This is a genomic window from Desulfosporomusa polytropa, assembly GCF_055380075.1.
In genome coordinates, this window is the sequence record NZ_AP042400.1 from 410362 (window position 1) to 426345 (window position 15984).

15 protein-coding genes are annotated in these 15984 nt (G+C 45.7%); 9 read left to right on the top strand and 6 right to left on the bottom strand.

The features are described 5' to 3' along the window. Positions 1-58: 58 nt before the first annotated feature. Both ACZ449_RS03505 and ACZ449_RS03510 read right to left on the bottom strand, forming a co-directional pair. On the bottom strand, positions 59-445 hold the full coding sequence (locus tag ACZ449_RS03505; protein WP_464259681.1) for a helix-turn-helix domain-containing protein: 387 nt from the start codon (positions 443-445) through the stop codon (positions 59-61). 375 nt (positions 446-820) lie between these two features. Next, positions 821-1039 (bottom strand): helix-turn-helix domain-containing protein, encoded by a 219-nt coding sequence (locus tag ACZ449_RS03510; RefSeq protein ID WP_464259682.1) that lies wholly within the window; start codon positions 1037-1039, stop codon positions 821-823. 562 nt (positions 1040-1601) lie between these two features. Here ACZ449_RS03510 and ACZ449_RS03515 point away from each other — a divergent pair. Beyond that, the gene (locus ACZ449_RS03515) at positions 1602-2789 is read left to right on the top strand and encodes a mandelate racemase/muconate lactonizing enzyme family protein (RefSeq protein ID WP_464259683.1); all 1188 of its coding nucleotides are present in this window, start codon (positions 1602-1604) and stop codon (positions 2787-2789) included. 124 nt (positions 2790-2913) lie between these two features. Continuing rightward, on the top strand, positions 2914-4236 hold the full coding sequence (locus ACZ449_RS03520) for an MFS transporter (protein ID WP_464259684.1): 1323 nt from the start codon (positions 2914-2916) through the stop codon (positions 4234-4236). Between the two features lie 224 nt (positions 4237-4460). On the opposite strand, the gene ACZ449_RS03525 is transcribed toward ACZ449_RS03520, so the two are convergent. The 4 genes from ACZ449_RS03525 to ACZ449_RS03540 all read right to left on the bottom strand — a co-directional run bounded on the left by ACZ449_RS03525 (position 4461) and on the right by ACZ449_RS03540 (position 7645). Further along, positions 4461-5321 carry an EamA family transporter gene (locus tag ACZ449_RS03525; RefSeq protein WP_464259685.1) on the bottom strand — a complete coding sequence of 287 codons (861 nt, stop codon included), beginning with the start codon at positions 5319-5321 and terminating at the stop codon, positions 4461-4463. A gap of 144 nt (positions 5322-5465) precedes the next feature. Continuing rightward, positions 5466-6413 (bottom strand): NAD(P)-dependent oxidoreductase, encoded by a 948-nt coding sequence (locus ACZ449_RS03530; protein ID WP_464259686.1) that lies wholly within the window; start codon positions 6411-6413, stop codon positions 5466-5468. A 62-nt stretch (positions 6414-6475) separates the two neighbouring features. Then, positions 6476-7450 (bottom strand): phosphate acetyltransferase, encoded by a 975-nt coding sequence (gene pta, locus ACZ449_RS03535; protein WP_464259687.1) that lies wholly within the window; start codon positions 7448-7450, stop codon positions 6476-6478. A 36-nt stretch (positions 7451-7486) separates the two neighbouring features. Continuing rightward, positions 7487-7645 (bottom strand): hypothetical protein, encoded by a 159-nt coding sequence (locus ACZ449_RS03540; protein WP_464259688.1) that lies wholly within the window; start codon positions 7643-7645, stop codon positions 7487-7489. A gap of 72 nt (positions 7646-7717) precedes the next feature. On the opposite strand from ACZ449_RS03540, the gene ACZ449_RS03545 reads away from it, so the two are divergent. From ACZ449_RS03545 to ACZ449_RS03575, 7 genes are all read left to right on the top strand, one after another. Further along, entirely contained in the window at positions 7718-8602 is an 885-nt protein-coding gene (locus tag ACZ449_RS03545) for a LysR family transcriptional regulator (RefSeq protein ID WP_464259689.1), read from the top strand. Positions 8603-9051: 449 nt separating this feature from the next. Then, complete coding sequence (locus ACZ449_RS03550; protein ID WP_464259690.1) at positions 9052-11538, top strand: LuxR C-terminal-related transcriptional regulator; 2487 nt, start codon at positions 9052-9054, stop codon at positions 11536-11538. 345 nt (positions 11539-11883) lie between these two features. Then, on the top strand, positions 11884-12327 hold the full coding sequence (locus tag ACZ449_RS03555) for a hypothetical protein (RefSeq protein WP_464259691.1): 444 nt from the start codon (positions 11884-11886) through the stop codon (positions 12325-12327). Between the two features lie 133 nt (positions 12328-12460). Beyond that, positions 12461-13027: a hypothetical protein gene (locus ACZ449_RS03560; RefSeq protein WP_464259692.1), complete on the top strand. Its 567-nt coding sequence runs from the start codon at positions 12461-12463 to the stop codon at positions 13025-13027. A 66-nt stretch (positions 13028-13093) separates the two neighbouring features. Next, entirely contained in the window at positions 13094-14764 is a 1671-nt protein-coding gene (locus tag ACZ449_RS03565) for a sensor histidine kinase (RefSeq protein ID WP_464259693.1), read from the top strand. Continuing rightward, positions 14761-15435, top strand: a complete 675-nt coding sequence (locus tag ACZ449_RS03570) for a response regulator transcription factor (protein WP_464259694.1) — start codon at positions 14761-14763, stop codon at positions 15433-15435. The genes ACZ449_RS03565 and ACZ449_RS03570 overlap by 4 nt, the downstream gene beginning before the upstream one ends. A gap of 150 nt (positions 15436-15585) precedes the next feature. Continuing rightward, positions 15586-15942 (top strand): hypothetical protein, encoded by a 357-nt coding sequence (locus ACZ449_RS03575; RefSeq protein WP_464259695.1) that lies wholly within the window; start codon positions 15586-15588, stop codon positions 15940-15942. Positions 15943-15984: the final 42 nt, after the last annotated feature.

Below are 15984 nucleotides of genomic sequence, written 5' to 3' on the forward strand. Positions count from 1 at the left end.
TGATTAGGAGCAGGACCATCCATTAAACGGGTGGCTATGCTATAAACATCCGAAGAGATTAGTCTTTTTTGTCATAGGCGGCGCAGTATTGTTTAAAGGTGTTTTCAAACTGGATGATGGTCCAACCGCGTAAATTTTGATTGCCGCTTTCCATAAGCTCTTTTAAAATATCTACCATGTGTTTTAAGTCGGGGTCAAAAGTGGCCTCGACTTTTTTTGTTTGTGGTTCAATTCCTCTTAATAGCCAATCAGCTGATACATCATAAAAATCACATAGGCCAATAATTGCATCAGCCGATGAATTAACTTCATCTTTCTCATATTTGCCTAAGTTGCTTCTGGATATTCCGGTACTGTCAGATACTTCTTGAAGTGTTTTATGAGAAGACTGTCGCAAGTAAAGCAGTCTTTTCCCAAAAGTATCTAGTTCTGACTTACTTTGCACAGTTTACCCCTCTTTTCTCAAAAATGAACAAAATATATTGACAATTTCTCAAATATGAGATATAATCAACCTGTGTACAAATATACAATTTAATGTTTTCCCTAAATACCACGTATATACACAAGCGAAGGGAGGTAAAGCCAATAAATAATGGACAGCAGACAAATACAGCATAAGTTGCCCGACGGGCGAAGCATATTCGCCAGTGCAAGACTTGGGAAAAAACGTTTATATGTCGTTTTTGTACTGCGAAAGAAGTAGTTGGAAACGATATGAGTCAAGCCTTGTCTTGTGTAATTAACTACATTATTATAGCGTATCCTTTGTAAAACGTAAATACGACTGAAAAGAACGGAAATGGACTGCTCTTTTCCGTTAACGTCGCTCTGGCTGATCCGATCTGCCAACAAGATAATCCAGCGAAACATCGAAATAGTTTGCCAGAGCGATGAGAACGTCAAAACTTGGCTTGGCCTCGTCTTTTTCGTACATGAATATAATCCGGCGTTTGACTCCAACAATATCGGCTAAGTCTTCGGCTTTTAAATTCTTAGATTTGCGCAACTGGTTTAATCGTTCACCAAAAGAAGGCATAAATCACACACCAATTCCCCAAAATATGTTGACCGTGCAATTAAAATGCACTATAATAAATTCGTAGTGCATTTTAATTGCACAAAAATAGTCATCTAAAGGAAAAAAGATCACTACTCATTTCTATTAGACCCGTAAAAGGAGGTGACACAGAGAAGCAGCAGTATCCGGCAGAAATGCTGCTGTCGGTAACCTATACCGGCTTATTCATTTAAGCTGCCCACCAAGGGGAAAGTCTGCTTCAAAAAGTGTCATAACGGCACTTTGAGTTGAAAATGACACAAAATATCGAGGACATTCAAAAAGGACAGCAGGAGACCTGTCTCCTCAATGCTGTTTAGTTGCCATGCCTGAAATGCGTTGGCGCGCAGTCAGGTAAAAGGACAATTACCAAATTAATCAATTTTATTATACTGTATCTGCCGTAAAAGGTAAATCGGCCCGGGCGGAAAAGGCGCTGCCCTGAAATGTTCATACTTATTTTATCAATGGGGGTGAAAATGGGACTGATAGTATGAACATGGATAGACGGCTCTTTATAAATAAAAGGAGAGTGAAGATTATGAAAATCACAAGTGTGGATATTTTTTATTTAACCACAGGAAAGCCATCGGTTGAAAATACCCCGTGGAATCCTACGGTTGTCCGCATTAATACGGACGAAGGGATTTCGGGCTACGGCGAAATCGGGCTGGCGTATGGACAAGCCGGTAAAGCGGCCTATGGCATGGTACAGGATTTTGCCGAATTAATCCTTGGTATGGACCCGATGAACAATGAGGAAATATGGGAGAAAATTTTCCGTATGACATTTTGGGGTATGGGTGGCGGCACCGTGATTTTTGCCGGGATTAGCGCCATCGATATTGCTCTTTGGGATATTAAAGGGAAAGCCTTGGGGGTACCTTGTTATCAGTTGTTAGGCGGCAAGACAAATCATAAATTACGCACTTACGCCAGCCAAATTCAATTTGACTGGGGGCCGAAGTGCGCGGCTCTTGTCAAGCCGGAACAGTATGCGGAGGCGGCAAGAAAAGCGATGGCCGAAGGCTACACTTGTGTAAAGGTTGATCCTGTTGGCTTTGACCTGAAGGGGCAATGGATGGGGTGGTCAAATTACGGCATTTTGGAATACGACCATTTGAAAATAGCGGTTGACCGGGTGAAGGCGATTCGGGAAGCCGGCGGGCCGAAGCTGGACATTATCATCGAACTGCACTCGTTAACAGATACCAACTCAGCGATTCAACTGGGAAGAGAACTGGAAAATCTGCGCTGCTTCTATTATGAAGAGCCCACGCTGCCTCTTAACTCCGGTTCCATGAAAGAAATCGCCAAGAATGTCAAAATCCCCATCGCCAGTGGCGAGAGAATTTACTCCCGCTGGGGCTATCGTCCGTTTTTCGAAGAACGGTCCTTGCATGTCATCCAGCCGGACCTCGGCAATTGCGGTGGAATCACAGAGGGCAAGAAGATTTGCGATATGGCTCATGTCTATGATATCGGCGTTCAACTGCATATTTGCGGCGGACCAATTGCTACGGCAGCCGCACTCCAACTGGAAGCGGTGATTCCTAATTTCCTGATTCATGAGCATCACGCCGCGGCGCTTTTGCCGGAAAACATTGGTTTGTGTAAATATGATTATCAGCCCAAAGACGGATACTTCGAAATTCCCGATCTTCCCGGTATCGGTCAGGAATTGACAGAAGAAGCCATGAAAAAGGCGATTACCGCCGTTGTAAGATAAAAAGGGTTTTCAATAAAAAAATACCAACATCTCCATTTCAGCTTCTTATACTACTCACGCTGCTTGGCGAAATGGAGATGCTGGTAATGAGTTCTTTGACAAATAGCGAAAAGGAGCGCGTTATATGAATCATTCTGTAGCCGTACCGGATCTAGCGACTCGCACGATGCGAAAAGTCAGATGGCATATTGTTTCTTTTGCCTTTCTTCTTTATTTCTTTAATGTTGTTGATCGTCTGAATGTCGGATTTGCCGCTTTGCAGATGAATAAGGATTTAAACATAAGCGCCGTTGATTTTGGTTTTGTATCCGCTATGTTTTTCGTATCGTATTTTTTCTTTCAGGTTCCCAGCAACATGATATTACAGCGTACCAAGGCAAATAGATGGATCGCCTTTATTCTTTTCGGCTGGGGCGTTGTTACTGCGGCAACCTTTTTTGTGCAGAATGTTACCCAAATTTTAATTTGCCGGTTTTTGCTGGGCATATTCGAGGCCGGATTTTTTCCGGGGATGATATTTTATTTTTCCCGCTGGTTTCCATCCCGGGAGATGGCGAAGGTTACGGCTTTTTTTATGTTGGCAGGTTCCCTATCTTCAGCGCTTGCATCCCCGATATCCGGCTGGATCATCGAGCATTTACGCTGGTTTGATTATGCCGGGTGGCGGTGGTTGTTCGCCGTAGAAGGCATTCCTACCGCGCTTTTAGGGATACTGGCGGTTTTCTTTCTGATAAACACGCCGCAGGACGCCAAGTGGCTTGATAAGGAAGAAAAAGAATGGCTAATTAGTGAGCTTGAAAAAGAACAGAGCGGGAAGGATAAGGTTGGGTCGTTAAGCTTTGCCCAAATTTTTTCCAATGGAACGTTGTGGCGGCTGGCTGGCATATATGGGTTTGTGCAGGGGGCGGCGCAAGCGGCTGCCTTTTGGCTGCCCGGCATTATCAAAGAGTTTTCCGGTTCCCTTTCGGATACGGAAGTAGGGATTGTGATGGCTTTGCCTTTCATCTGCGCAACCATCGCTATGCCGCTTTGGGGGGCGCATTCGGATAAGACCAATGAAAGGAGATATCATGCCGGCTTGCCGATGTTGATTTTTGGCATTGCCTTTTTAGTTATGGCGCTGGTTGATTCGCTGCCATTAAAAATGATCGCGTTAGCTTTCTATGGAATAGGGACATACTGCTATTACGGACCCTTCTGGGCTTTGCCGGGAATGCTCTTACCACCGTCGGCGCTGGCGGTAAGCGTTGCCGTCATTAATTCCTGCTCAAGTCTCGGCGGCTTTGGCACGAATTATATAAACGGTTATGTGGCAACACAGTTTGGCATTACCGGTGTGCTCGTCTTCTCGGTACTGTTGTGTTTAATATCGTTCTTATTGATGGTTACCATGCCTATCCCTGGCGATACTAGGAGAGCAGAGACTAAAGCGTCCACCACAATGTAAGAATTTTACCAAGTGTCGTTAGGGGACAGGGTTATTGACAATCATTGCTTTCTGTATCTTGATACTGTTGCAAAAATCGATTTGGATCGCATGTGTAGGGTAGAAATAAACCTGCATATGTGATCCTTTTTAATTTCCTCCTGTAAAATTCCCGTTCATGGGTGATTACAGGAGGGCATAGAAGCCTCTAGATAAAATAAGGAGGGGTAAGTTTAATTGACTTATTAACCTATCGATATACAGGCTAATCCGGCCAAAATAACCGTAGCGGCAGTTATGCGAAGTTTTACGTCACCTTCAGCCAAAAATCGCGCACCCATTATGGCCCCTATTAGGATGCTAACTTCTCTAGCAGGGGCAACGTAACTTACTGGTGTGAAAACCATAGCGGTGAGGACAAGAATATACGATAATGGACACAAAATTGCGACACCAATAATTGAGAGGCGGTTTGTTATCCATTGATTTACTACTTCTTCGCGATTTTTCAGGGCATAGGGGAGCAGTAAAAAAGCCTGGCCGACAGTAGCTCCCCAATACATTAGTATCGGAGGAATATTCATATTGCTGACTGAATACTTATCCCAGAGTGTGTAGCTTGCAATAAAAACGCCAGTTAAAACGGCAAAAAGGACTGGTTGGGCAGCGTTTATTTTAACGTATTTTGTTGGGTTGCCCAACAAAAGAAATACGCCAATGGCAATCAACAACGTACCCATTAAGGCGAGTAAAGAAGGATGTTCTCCCAAGAATAGAATGGCTGCAAGTACGGAAATTAACGGACCTGTGCCACGGGCTAAAGGATAAACTAGCGAAAGGTCACCAGCATGGTATCCTTTATTTAATAGAATGAAGTACCCAACATGAAGAAAAGCACTGCCCAGCATGAAAATCGTGTAATCCCAGGAAAAGAAGGATTTGGTGACCCACATTGAGCCAATGACAATGGGAATATATACAATAGAGGCGGTTGCATTGAATAGCCAAACGAAAATTGCTCCGCCACAAGCCTTCTTTGATATAAAATTCCAGGAAGCATGGAAGAAGGCAGCACAAATGAGTAGAAATAAAGCCAGTCCGGTCATTGTTTGCCTACTTGTTTCGCGATCAATTCTAGACCGCCAAGGAATACGAAAATCGCGATGATTCCCCTGAGGCTTATTGTTAAATTCATTTTCCTACTCTCCTTGATAATAGCCTAAAGAGCTCTTATTTTTATTGTATCAAAACTATAATAACTGATTGAGCTTGCTTTCAGGCTCTTCACCATTCTCTACACGTTTTATATTATTCACAAAGAAATCATATCTCTTTTTATGGAATTTGCGACCGTCAGGCATGCCTGCTGTATGGGGAGTAAGTATCACATTACCCAGATTCCGGAGCTCACTGTCAATTGGCAGCGGTTCAGATTCAAACACATCCAGGCATGCACCTGAAATGTCCCTGTTTTTTAATGCATCTATCAGGTCTCTTTCATTGACAATCCCGCCGCGGGCTGTATTGATAAAAAGTGCGGTATTCTTCATTTTCTTGAATACTGCTTTGTTGATCAGCTGTTTGGTTTGCTGATTCAGGGACATATGTACACTTACTATGTCCGATGCGCTTACAAGAGTATCGAAATCCGTCATTTTCACAAAACCGTCAGACTGTTGAGCGGTATTTCTAGCATAAGCCAGCACATTCATATCAAAAACCCTGCAAAACTCAGCTACTTTTTTACCGATGGCGCCCAAGCCGATAATCCCAATCGTTTTACCCTTTAATTCACTCCCTGTATAGTCCAATTGCTTTTCATCCATCCTGTTTTTCATGAAAGAATCAAGAAACGGTATGTTTTTATAATAAGACAATATCAGGGCCATTACGTGCTCGGCCACTGCCTGTGCATTCATTCCTGCAGCATTGGCCACCCAAATGCCGAGTTGCGTACAGGCATCAATATCTACATTATCAAATCCTGCACCTGTCTGGACCAATTTTAATTTTTTTGCAATAGAAAGCAGGCTGCGGTCCACTTTTATATGTTCCGGTATGATTACCTGGCAATCTTCAATATGATGCAGCATTTCTTTTCCGGGCGGGACAATTACAATGTCCCAGTCTTCCGGAAAATGCCTTACAATATTTGATTTTGAGGTCTCGCTAAAATAGCCGACGGTGAGAATATTCATTGCTAAACCACCTTTCATGTCTATACCACGCTTCGAAGAAAACCCGTTTGATGTTTGCAATTTTATCCTTTTAAAGAAGCCGTAATAATTGCCATATTATAAACTTCATCTGCATTACAACCTCTTGAAAGGTCATTGATCGGTGCATTAAGCCCCTGAAGGATCGGACCATATGCCTCAAAGTTTCCGAGACGCTGCGCTATCTTATAACCAATATTGCCGGCATTAATATCTGGGAATATGAAAGTGTTTGCTTCCCCTGCGACAGGAGAGTGTGACGCTTTTATTTTGGCAACATCTTTGGAAAGGGCGGCATCAAACTGTAGCTCACCGTCAATTGGAAAATCAAGATTCATACTCTTTAATTTGGTGGCTGTATTTCGCATTTTATCAACTGATTCTCCTGTGCCTGAGCCTAAGGTACTATACGATAATAAAGCAACTTTTGGATCAATGGAAAAGACTGTTGCTGTTTTTGCCGTTTCAACAGCAATCTCGACAAGTTCATCCTCACTGGGATTCAAGTTGATAGCACAATCGGCCATCGCGTATTTTTCCTCAACATTCTCTATGTTGCGATATAGAATAAAGCTGCTTGAAACAATTCTATTCCCAGGTGATGTTTTTATAAGTTGAAGTGCCGGGCGAACGGTGTCGGCAGTAGAATAGGTTGCACCACCTAAAAGGCCGTCAGCATACCCCATTTTTACAAGCATCGTACCGAAGTAATTCGTTTTCATCAAAGACTCTCGGCAGGTGGTCTTATCCATTTTTCCTTTTCTAAGTTCAACCATCATCGCAACCATGGATTCTATCGCCGGATAGGTTTTGGGCTCTATGATTTCAATTTCACTTATAAGAAAACCATACTGTTGCGATACCATCTGTATCTCTTCTGGATTACCTAACAGTATCGGTTCGAGGAGTTTCTCTTTTTTTAAACGGCTTGACGCCTCAAGAATTCTAGGATCGGAACCTTCGGTAAATACTAGTTTTTGCTGTTTGGTTTTTAATTTTTCAATCATACTTTCAAACATTTTATGCACCTCCATTTTTTACGTATTGGATTTTATTTAGCCAATCTGATCGCCTTTGGCTGCAAAATAAAATACAAAGAGTGCAGCGTGGCTAACAGCAGCAGTCAGGACGAGGACAAAAGCCAATTCTGTCAGATGATTTCTCCAGTGAAAAAACGTTTGACCATCATCTCTAATAATGATAATTTTAAACATAAAGAATAATGTTGTAAAACTCAAATATTTTGTGAACTATATTAAATTTTTCTATATATTGAGGGGTGTTTTATGTATTTTGCTGGGATTGAAGCGTTTTTAGCTATCGTACGGACCGAGAGTATAAGCAAGGCAGCTGAATTGCTGCACTTGTCCCAAGCTACTGTAAGCTATCGGTTAAAGACCTTGGAGCAGGAAATGGGTGGTCTTTTGGTTGAGCGAAGAAAAGGGGCAGCCAAAATTCGTCTGACACCAAAAGGAGAGAACTTTTTTAGCATTGCCGAAAGATGGGATGCTCTCTGGAGGGAAACTCAAATCTTACAGGTCAGCGGTTCGCAGTTAAGTCTGGCAATTAGCGCTGCCGAAAGCATAAGTCACTTTGTTTTGCCTCCGGTATATAGCATGCTAAATCAGCATACCCCGCCGATCCGACTGCAAATTCGTACTCAACATACTCAGGAAGCATTTGATAGTATTGAGCGACGCGAGATGGATGTGGCGTTTGTGGTGCGAGAAATAGTGTCACCTAGTGTCACGGTTAAACCGTTTTTTGCTGAAGAAATGGTGTTGTTGCGCCTGGCTGTGTCGGGGCGACAAGCTGGAGATACTGTTGAAATGGGAGAATTGGCGGCAGAGCACGAAGTCTTCATAAATTGGAACAGAGAGTTTCAATTCAGACATGACCAGTGGTGGGATCCTCTTTGCCCTTCCCGTATTCATCTGGACACGGCGGGACTCATCACTACTTTTTTGAAGGACGCAAGACAATGGACGATAGTTCCCACCTCGATTGGCGCACATATGATGCGGATGGGAGATTTTGTTCTTCAGAAACTATCGGTACCGGTGCCTCCAAGGATATGCTATAAGGTAACTCATAAGTTTCCGAACCAGGCTTTACACGAGCCCCTTCGTATTCTTGATAACTATCTGCAAGATATATTTGGAATACAATGATATGACCAGTCGAGATAATAGCTGCAATTGATTCTGGGCCTGCAAACTGAAACTTAAAGATGATTTCCCTTTGTGATGCATACCCCAGTTTATCCGACCGGCAAATCCGCCATGCGTATAGATTGCCTTTGCCTTCCGTTTGCTCCAACAGTTGTTTAAGGTCTTTCATGTCGTGTCCTGAGATAACGATGAACCCTGTAAAAGCAAACCTAACAGCAATGCCAGAGTAACAGGACTAATTACTTTTAGGTGTGAGTGCGAGGGAAGCAAAATGAATGTCCCCGAGCTTCCTACAAAAAAAGGGGCTAATTATTTTTTGTCGAAATGAACATATAGAAATATTTTCTTGATATATATGATTCATTTATTTTTGCCTGTGAGCCGGAATGGCTAGCCAAAATCATGGGGTTCGGGTGAACCCTAATTGTAATTGCCCGGGAGGCGCTTCAATGCCCAGACAAAAAGCAAAGACACTTTATATGCGCAAGTCGATAGTCCAAGTCCTGAATAATATATGGGAGTATCCGCTGACGGTCGTGGAAGCGCCGATGGGCTACGGCAAAACTACCGCAGTGAGGGAATATTTATCGAGCAGTGAAGCCGAAGTACTGTGGCAAACGCTGATAGATGATTCGGCAAGCGGTTTTTGGAATGGGTTAAGCCGTTTGCTCGGGAAACTAGATCCAATGGTTGCCGATAGATTTGCGGGAGTGGGGGTTCCAAACAACAGCGTATTTTTGGATGAGGCTATCCGTATTGTGGGGAGTATTGAGTTTTCGGCAAGAACGGTCATCGTGCTAGATGATTATCATTTACTGTCTTCTGGAGATATCGACACATTTATCGAGCTATTGGTCAAGTCCGAGATTCCCAATTTGCATATCGTTGTTGTATCTCGCAGTGTTTTTGGCGAGAATACAACCGAGCTCGTGCTCAAAGGATATTGCTGCATTATCGAAAAGAGCAGTTTTGAGCTTTCGCGAGCCGAGATCGTTGAGTATTGCCGGTTGAACGGAGTCAGACTCAGCACTAAGGAAGCGGATTTCCTGGCCGCCTATACTGAAGGCTGGATTAGCGCCGTATATCTTTGTATACTGGGTTTTCAGCAGGATAAGCGGATTGAATGGCAGGTCAGCCTATATGAACTGATAGAAAAGGTGGTCTATCGGCGCTGTTCTGTCGAGGTCCAGGAGTTTTTGCTCAGCATTTGCATTTTCGACAGTTTTACCTCGCAACAGGCTGAATATATGTGGAACAAGGGGAATCCTGAGGCACTATTGGGGCGGCTCATGGCCGGGAATGCCTTTATCAAATACGATCATGTCGGTCAAAAATATTACATGCATAACATCTTCACGAGTTACCTGAGGCGAATATTTGACAGGCAGGGTTCGGACAGGCGGCAGGCCATATGGAAGGCAGCGGGGAAATGGCATGTAAGTATCGGAGAATATATCCATGCCATGAATTGCTTCTACAAAGCCGCCGATTTCGACAGTCTGTTAACCGCTATTGAACTTGATAAAGGCAACTGCATAACCAACGAACATAAAGACCGGTTGATCAGGTATTTCAGCGAGTGCCCCATGGAGATAAAAAGAGACCATCCGTGGGCCTGTCTGATTTACGCCATTAATCTGTTTTCGTTTAATGAAATGGAGCTGTTTGCGCAGCAATGCGAACAAGTTGCCGGCTACATCGAATTTTTGCCGGGGGAAAAGGAACAGGCGAAAGCTCAGTTGGCGGGAGAATTCGAACTTTTGTGCAGTTTTGCCAAGTATAATAGTATAACAGGGATGTCTGAACATCACCAAAGGGCCGGGGGCCTGCTGAAGGGGCCGTCGGAGTTCATTGACAGAAATGGTTCATGGACATTTGGTTCGCCGTCTGTGCTATATATGTTTTATCGCGAGAGTGGGCAACTGGAGCAGGAAGTCAATGAAATCATCGTGGCTATGCCGTATTATTACCAGTTAACAGCCGGGCACGGTTCCGGAGCAGAATACGTGATGCAGGCCGAGTGGTATTATCACACCGGCGATTTTGAAAATGCGGAAATCGCGGCCCACAAAGCCTTGTATATTGCCCAGTCCCAGGACCAAATGTCGATAGTACTATGTGCATTGTTTCTCCAAATGCGGCTGGCGGCTCTGCGGGGGGATTTGGTGCAGGTGACGGATATCCTGTGGCAAACGCGGGAGGAAATCAAAGAGCGCGGATTATACCCGTATATTCATACCTGGGACATGTGTGAGGGATTCATATATTCGTGCCTAAATCAGGAGAAAAAGGTCCCCACATGGATTGAGAAAGGTGATTTGCGGGATAGTTCAATCTTATTCCCCAGTTACGCTTTTTTTAATATTATCTGGGGTAAGGCGCTGTTAATCAGCGGTCAATACTTGAAGCTAATCGGCTTAACCGAAGAGTTCATCGGTATAGCAAGCGTTTTTCCGAATCTGTTGGGACAAGTGTATGCATATATCTATGAGGCCGCAGCCAAGTTCAAACTGGGGCGGCAGGAGGACGCGCGGAAAACGCTCCAGAAAGCGCTCAATGTCGCCGCTCCCGATCAGGTTATTATGCCTTTTGTGGAGAATGGCGAGTACATTGCCGATATGCTCGCTCAACTGGAAAAGAACGGGCATTACCCGGAATTTATTGGCCGGATAAGTGCGCTTTTCCCGTTAATTGCCAAAAGTCGGGAAGCGATGTCGGCAGAATTAAGCAGCCGTGACAGCAAGTCAATGCTTACCGAGCGGGAAGTCGCTATCGCAGAGCTTGTTGCATCAGGATTGTCAAACCAGGCTATCGGAAAAGCATTGCATATAGCCGAAATAACCGTAAAAAAAGCGTTGCAGAGTATTTTTGCGAAAATGGGCATCAGCAGCAGAACAGCGCTGACTAAGATAATGATCGAACAAAAAACAGGTTAAAAGAATATACTTTCGTATAGTATCACTCAAGGCTAACTTCCCTTATGATTAAGGTGAGTTAGCCTTTTGGCGTTTTGAGGTGTTCTTATGGGGAAAATCAAAGAAATAGTCATCGGGGCTGATTATCAGGTTACAGTCCGCTTTGACAATAGCCATTCAGTGACTATCGACATGAGCACCAGGCTGCATACCGCCCGGTTCTCCGAACTCAGAACAGGCAGGTGTTTAACTCGGCGAGCACCGACGGCAAAGCGATACATTGGCCGGGCGGAATATCAATTGCCATCAGCGAGATTATGGAAATCATCACAAAATAAACGCAATCCAAACAAGGAGGTATAAGAAATGAACCCAAAAGGTATCTTCGGTAATTTGCTCGGCGTCATACTATTGGTGATGATAGTAATGAGCGCTGTCCCCTCCTCCGTCCTGGCCTACAAGATGGATATTCGGAATCCCTACAATGATAAGATGCATTTGGCGGTGGTCGATTACGACGATGTAGCCGGCAGGTGGCGGTGCCATGGCTGGTGGGAAGTGCAGCCGCTCAGCACGCGGCGGATTAATGTCGATTCGTCCGTTTCCAAAAACACTATTTATCTTTTTGTGAAGACGTCGGAAGCGACGTGGGGCGGCGAAGGGATACCAAGTTCAGTGACTCGTACGGTAAATGGTAATAAGTTTTCCTATTATGACGGGCAACCCTGCCCGGAAGGACCTAGGATGCGAAAAGAATTTTTCGCAAAATACGAGCTGGAAGATGGATTACTGTACTGGTCGCCGGAATAAGTCCGTAAAGAACGGGACTGTCTGAGCGGTTTTTGCAAACGGCCAAGGCCCGCTGATGAAAATGTCAGTGAGGCTTTGCCGTTTTCCGGAAAGGAAAGGGATACGGAGAAGCGAGGAAGAGGGGGAAATGGCCATGCACAAAAAAGTGATTCTGGGGTTTGCTGCCGGAATTATCGTTGCTTTTGCGGCTCTCTTTTATATCGGCGCGACTGATGAGCCTGACAAAAAGCCGGTCGCCAAGCCGCCCACGAGCCAAACGTCGGCAGGAGGGGCACCTGCAGCACCGCCGGCAGCTGCCCCTGCGCCCCAAGCGGCAGTTAAAGACTATCGTAAATATCTTACGGTGGAAGACCTGATAAACATAACCGGTACTAAGTTCAAAATGACCTATGCGGATATGAAGTTCAACGGCAAGCCTGACCTTACTTTTTCCACCACCGATGAAGGTCACATCGTTCTTACCGTGACCGTTTTACCTGGCAGTCATTACGAAAAAATTTACAGTGAATTCAGATCACAGGACTATAAAACGATGGAAAGTGCCTTTTGGGGACCCAAGAACGAAAATCCGCCCCGGATGCTGGGATTTCGCAAAGGTGATACCACCATCACTGTCACCAGATATGTCGACGACGGGCAGTATCCCATATCGGTGGAAATGATGGAGCGGATTGCCAAGACGATTGCCGCCAGGTTATAAAGCCTGCAGCGAGGATTGGGAAGAACATACATAAAAATACCTTGGTTTCCAGGAGGATACTCCATAATGGAAATAGCTTTACCCCGGCTTTCCGGTATCGGACTGCATCTGTTTGTAATTATAATCCTGGTGGCATTGGCGGCATATCTGTGCCATTATCGCAAAACACCAGGTGTCCTGCCCCTGATAGCTTCTTTGGGAGCCAGAATTCTTTGGTTAACCTGTATTGTCATGTTTTCTGTAAGCTCCAGCTTATTTTGGCAGCTTGTCTGGAATAAACTGGCCTTTTTGGGTGGCGTTAGCCTTATTCCGAGCTGGTTTGCGTTTATCCTGCAAGTTTCCGGCCAGGGAAGCTGGCTGACCTGGCGCAGGCTGGGGATGCTTATCTTTGCACCGGCAGTGGGTATCCTGCTCATCTTCACCAACGAATGGCATGGCTGGTTTACGGCGCGCGGAATACTGCATTGGCTGATACTGGGCTATAATTATTTACTGGCACTGGTCTGCTGGTGTATTAACCTTCAGTGGATCAGACAATCGTCAGGATTGCGCCGCAGGCAGGCCGTAATCATAGCGATTGGCCCGCTTTTTAGTTTTGCCGGGCAAGTCACCGGCCTTTTCAGTCAATGGGTGTACGCCCCAATGCTATTGCCGGTGGGTTTTTTGCTGTCTGCTCTGATTTGGTGCTGGGCATTGCTCCACTGGCGGACCCTCAACATTATACCCATTGCCAAGGATGCCGTGATTACAAATATGGGCGATGGTTTTGCGGTAGTGGATAACCAGGGCTATATCTATGAACTGAATCCTGCCGCCGCCGCGATGCTCGGCATAGCGGTATCCCAAGCTGTCGGGCGCCAGGCGGCCGAGATTTTTGCCGGCTGGCCGGCTTTGACCAGAATTGGCGATAACCACGATTTGGAGACTTTGGAAGCGGCCCGGGACTTTGCCAATGAACGCCGCTTTTATCAAATAAGTGCAACCCTACTGGAAAATCCGCAAGGCTATTTGCTCGGCAAAACGATAATAATCAAAGATATTACTGAGCAAAAACAAGCGCAGGCCACAATGGTTGAGCAGCAAAAAGCGTTGTCCATCCTGGTAGAACGGAATCGTCTGGGCCGGGAGCTGCATGATGCCCAGGGACAGTTTCCCGGCTATGTTAAGACACTTACCCAGGCAATCAGGCTCTTGCTGCAAAAAGGACGGGTTGAGGATGCGGACCGGCACCTGGAACGTCTGACCAATGCCGCCGACGCAGCCTTTACCGATGTGCGTGAATCCATTACCGGCCTGAAGATTACCGCCGAAGACTGGAATTTCTTTCATAATCTGCGGACATGGCTAAGCCAGTTCGAAAAAAGTTCCGCTATCACCACTATTTATACCGGGCCGGAGTCAAGGCCGCCGCAATGGGTTGCGCCGGAGGCTGAAGTGCAACTCTTGCGGATTATCCAGGAAGTTCTGGTTAATGCACGAAAACACTCCGGCGCCACCCGCGCTGAAGTTGCCTTTGCCGTAGGCGATGACAGACTGACGGTGACGATAGCGGATAACGGCAGCGGGTTTGATGCGAAAAAAAGCCAGGGAAATTCAGTTAGCTTTGGTCTTGGAATTATCCGGGAAAGAACTGAGGAAATTGGCGGCACCTGCAAAATACGGTCGGCTTCTGATCAGGGGACGGTGGTAACTGTCGAGGTTCTGCTAATAAAAACGCAGGAAAAGAGTGCGATATGAAAATTCTGCTTGTTGATGACCATCCTCTATTTATCGACGGTCTGCAAGTCCTGCTTGAGGCCGCTGAAATGACGGTAGTGGGCACAGCCCGGGACGGCGCGGCTGCTGTCGCGGCGGTGAGAGAACATCGGCCTGACGCGGTTTTAATGGATATCCGGATGCCTGGCTGTGACGGACTGACCGCCACCCGCCTGATTAAAACTGAATTTCCCGAAATCAAGATTGTGATACTGACAATGAATGATGATGACCAATCATTATTTGAAGCAATGAAAAGTGGCGCGTCAGGCTATTTGCTCAAGAACCTGGAAACGATGGAATTACTGGACTTGTTGGCAGGATTGCCGAAAGGAGAAACTGCTTTCTCACCGGGCCTGGCCGAGCGATTGCTGCAGGAATTTGCTCCCGGCAAGGGCAGCCAATCAGCGGGAGCGCCGGCCAATGGCGATTGTGCCAGAAAGTCGCTGACGCCACGGCAGGAAAAAGTTCTGACTCTTATAGCCGGAGGCCTAACCTACAAGCAAGTGGCCGAACTGCTTGGAGTCAGTGCCAGAACCGTGAGATTTCATATGAACGAAATCCTGGAGCGGCTGCATTTGGAAAACCGGGCGCAGGCCATTGCCTACGCAAGCCAAGCCAACTTAGCAGAGGGGACAAATAAGGCTCAATAAAACTTGTCCGGCAATACCACATTTACCGAGGGAAAATAAAACCCTCGGTTTTTAATTTTTTCTATGTTTCCTGTCACTTGTGACAGTTACCAAACACTACATAATTTGCTATGCTGTGGGTGACATGGAAAGAAGAGGAGGCGGTGGCTAGTGACGGAAAAGCAGCCGGTAATTCTGTGCGGAAAATCGGTATTAATTGACGGGCTGGCTTTAACTCTGGGAAATAAAAGCGATTTTCGGGTCATCACGGCCATTGATACGACGGAGGCCGGGCAAATGATGGAAACCGTGGAACCGGCGGCGGTTATAGTCGACAGTGCTGCCGGCCGGGATGGGTTTGAAACGCTGATTAGGCGTTATCCGGCTACTCTTGTTATTGCCGTAAATCCCGAGAATGGCGCGACGATGGTTTATTCGCAGGACCAGGTACGGAATGTCGACGAGCTGCAAAATATGATCCAAAAACATTTGATTTCGGAACAATGCAGATCGGCCCCCGGAACCTGAGCTCGGCACTATCTCCGGGGAGGAACCGGCGCGGCTAATCCT

Bases quoted from the DNA above. Each gene is read 5' to 3' on its own strand.
- ACZ449_RS03510 (WP_464259682.1), bottom strand. From the start codon at position 1,039: ATGCCTTCTTTTGGTGAACGATTAAACCAGTTGCGCAAATCTAAGAAT.
- ACZ449_RS03515 (WP_464259683.1), top strand. From the start codon at position 1,602: ATGAAAATCACAAGTGTGGATATTTTTTATTTAACCACAGGAAAGCCA.
- ACZ449_RS03520 (WP_464259684.1), top strand. From the start codon at position 2,914: ATGAATCATTCTGTAGCCGTACCGGATCTAGCGACTCGCACGATGCGA.
- ACZ449_RS03525 (WP_464259685.1), bottom strand. From the start codon at position 5,321: ATGACCGGACTGGCTTTATTTCTACTCATTTGTGCTGCCTTCTTCCAT.
- ACZ449_RS03530 (WP_464259686.1), bottom strand. From the start codon at position 6,413: ATGAATATTCTCACCGTCGGCTATTTTAGCGAGACCTCAAAATCAAAT.
- pta (WP_464259687.1), bottom strand. From the start codon at position 7,450: ATGTTTGAAAGTATGATTGAAAAATTAAAAACCAAACAGCAAAAACTA.
- ACZ449_RS03540 (WP_464259688.1), bottom strand. From the start codon at position 7,645: ATGTTTAAAATTATCATTATTAGAGATGATGGTCAAACGTTTTTTCAC.
- ACZ449_RS03545 (WP_464259689.1), top strand. From the start codon at position 7,718: ATGTATTTTGCTGGGATTGAAGCGTTTTTAGCTATCGTACGGACCGAG.
- ACZ449_RS03550 (WP_464259690.1), top strand. From the start codon at position 9,052: ATGCCCAGACAAAAAGCAAAGACACTTTATATGCGCAAGTCGATAGTC.
- ACZ449_RS03555 (WP_464259691.1), top strand. From the start codon at position 11,884: ATGAACCCAAAAGGTATCTTCGGTAATTTGCTCGGCGTCATACTATTG.
- ACZ449_RS03560 (WP_464259692.1), top strand. From the start codon at position 12,461: ATGCACAAAAAAGTGATTCTGGGGTTTGCTGCCGGAATTATCGTTGCT.
- ACZ449_RS03565 (WP_464259693.1), top strand. From the start codon at position 13,094: ATGGAAATAGCTTTACCCCGGCTTTCCGGTATCGGACTGCATCTGTTT.
- ACZ449_RS03570 (WP_464259694.1), top strand. From the start codon at position 14,761: ATGAAAATTCTGCTTGTTGATGACCATCCTCTATTTATCGACGGTCTG.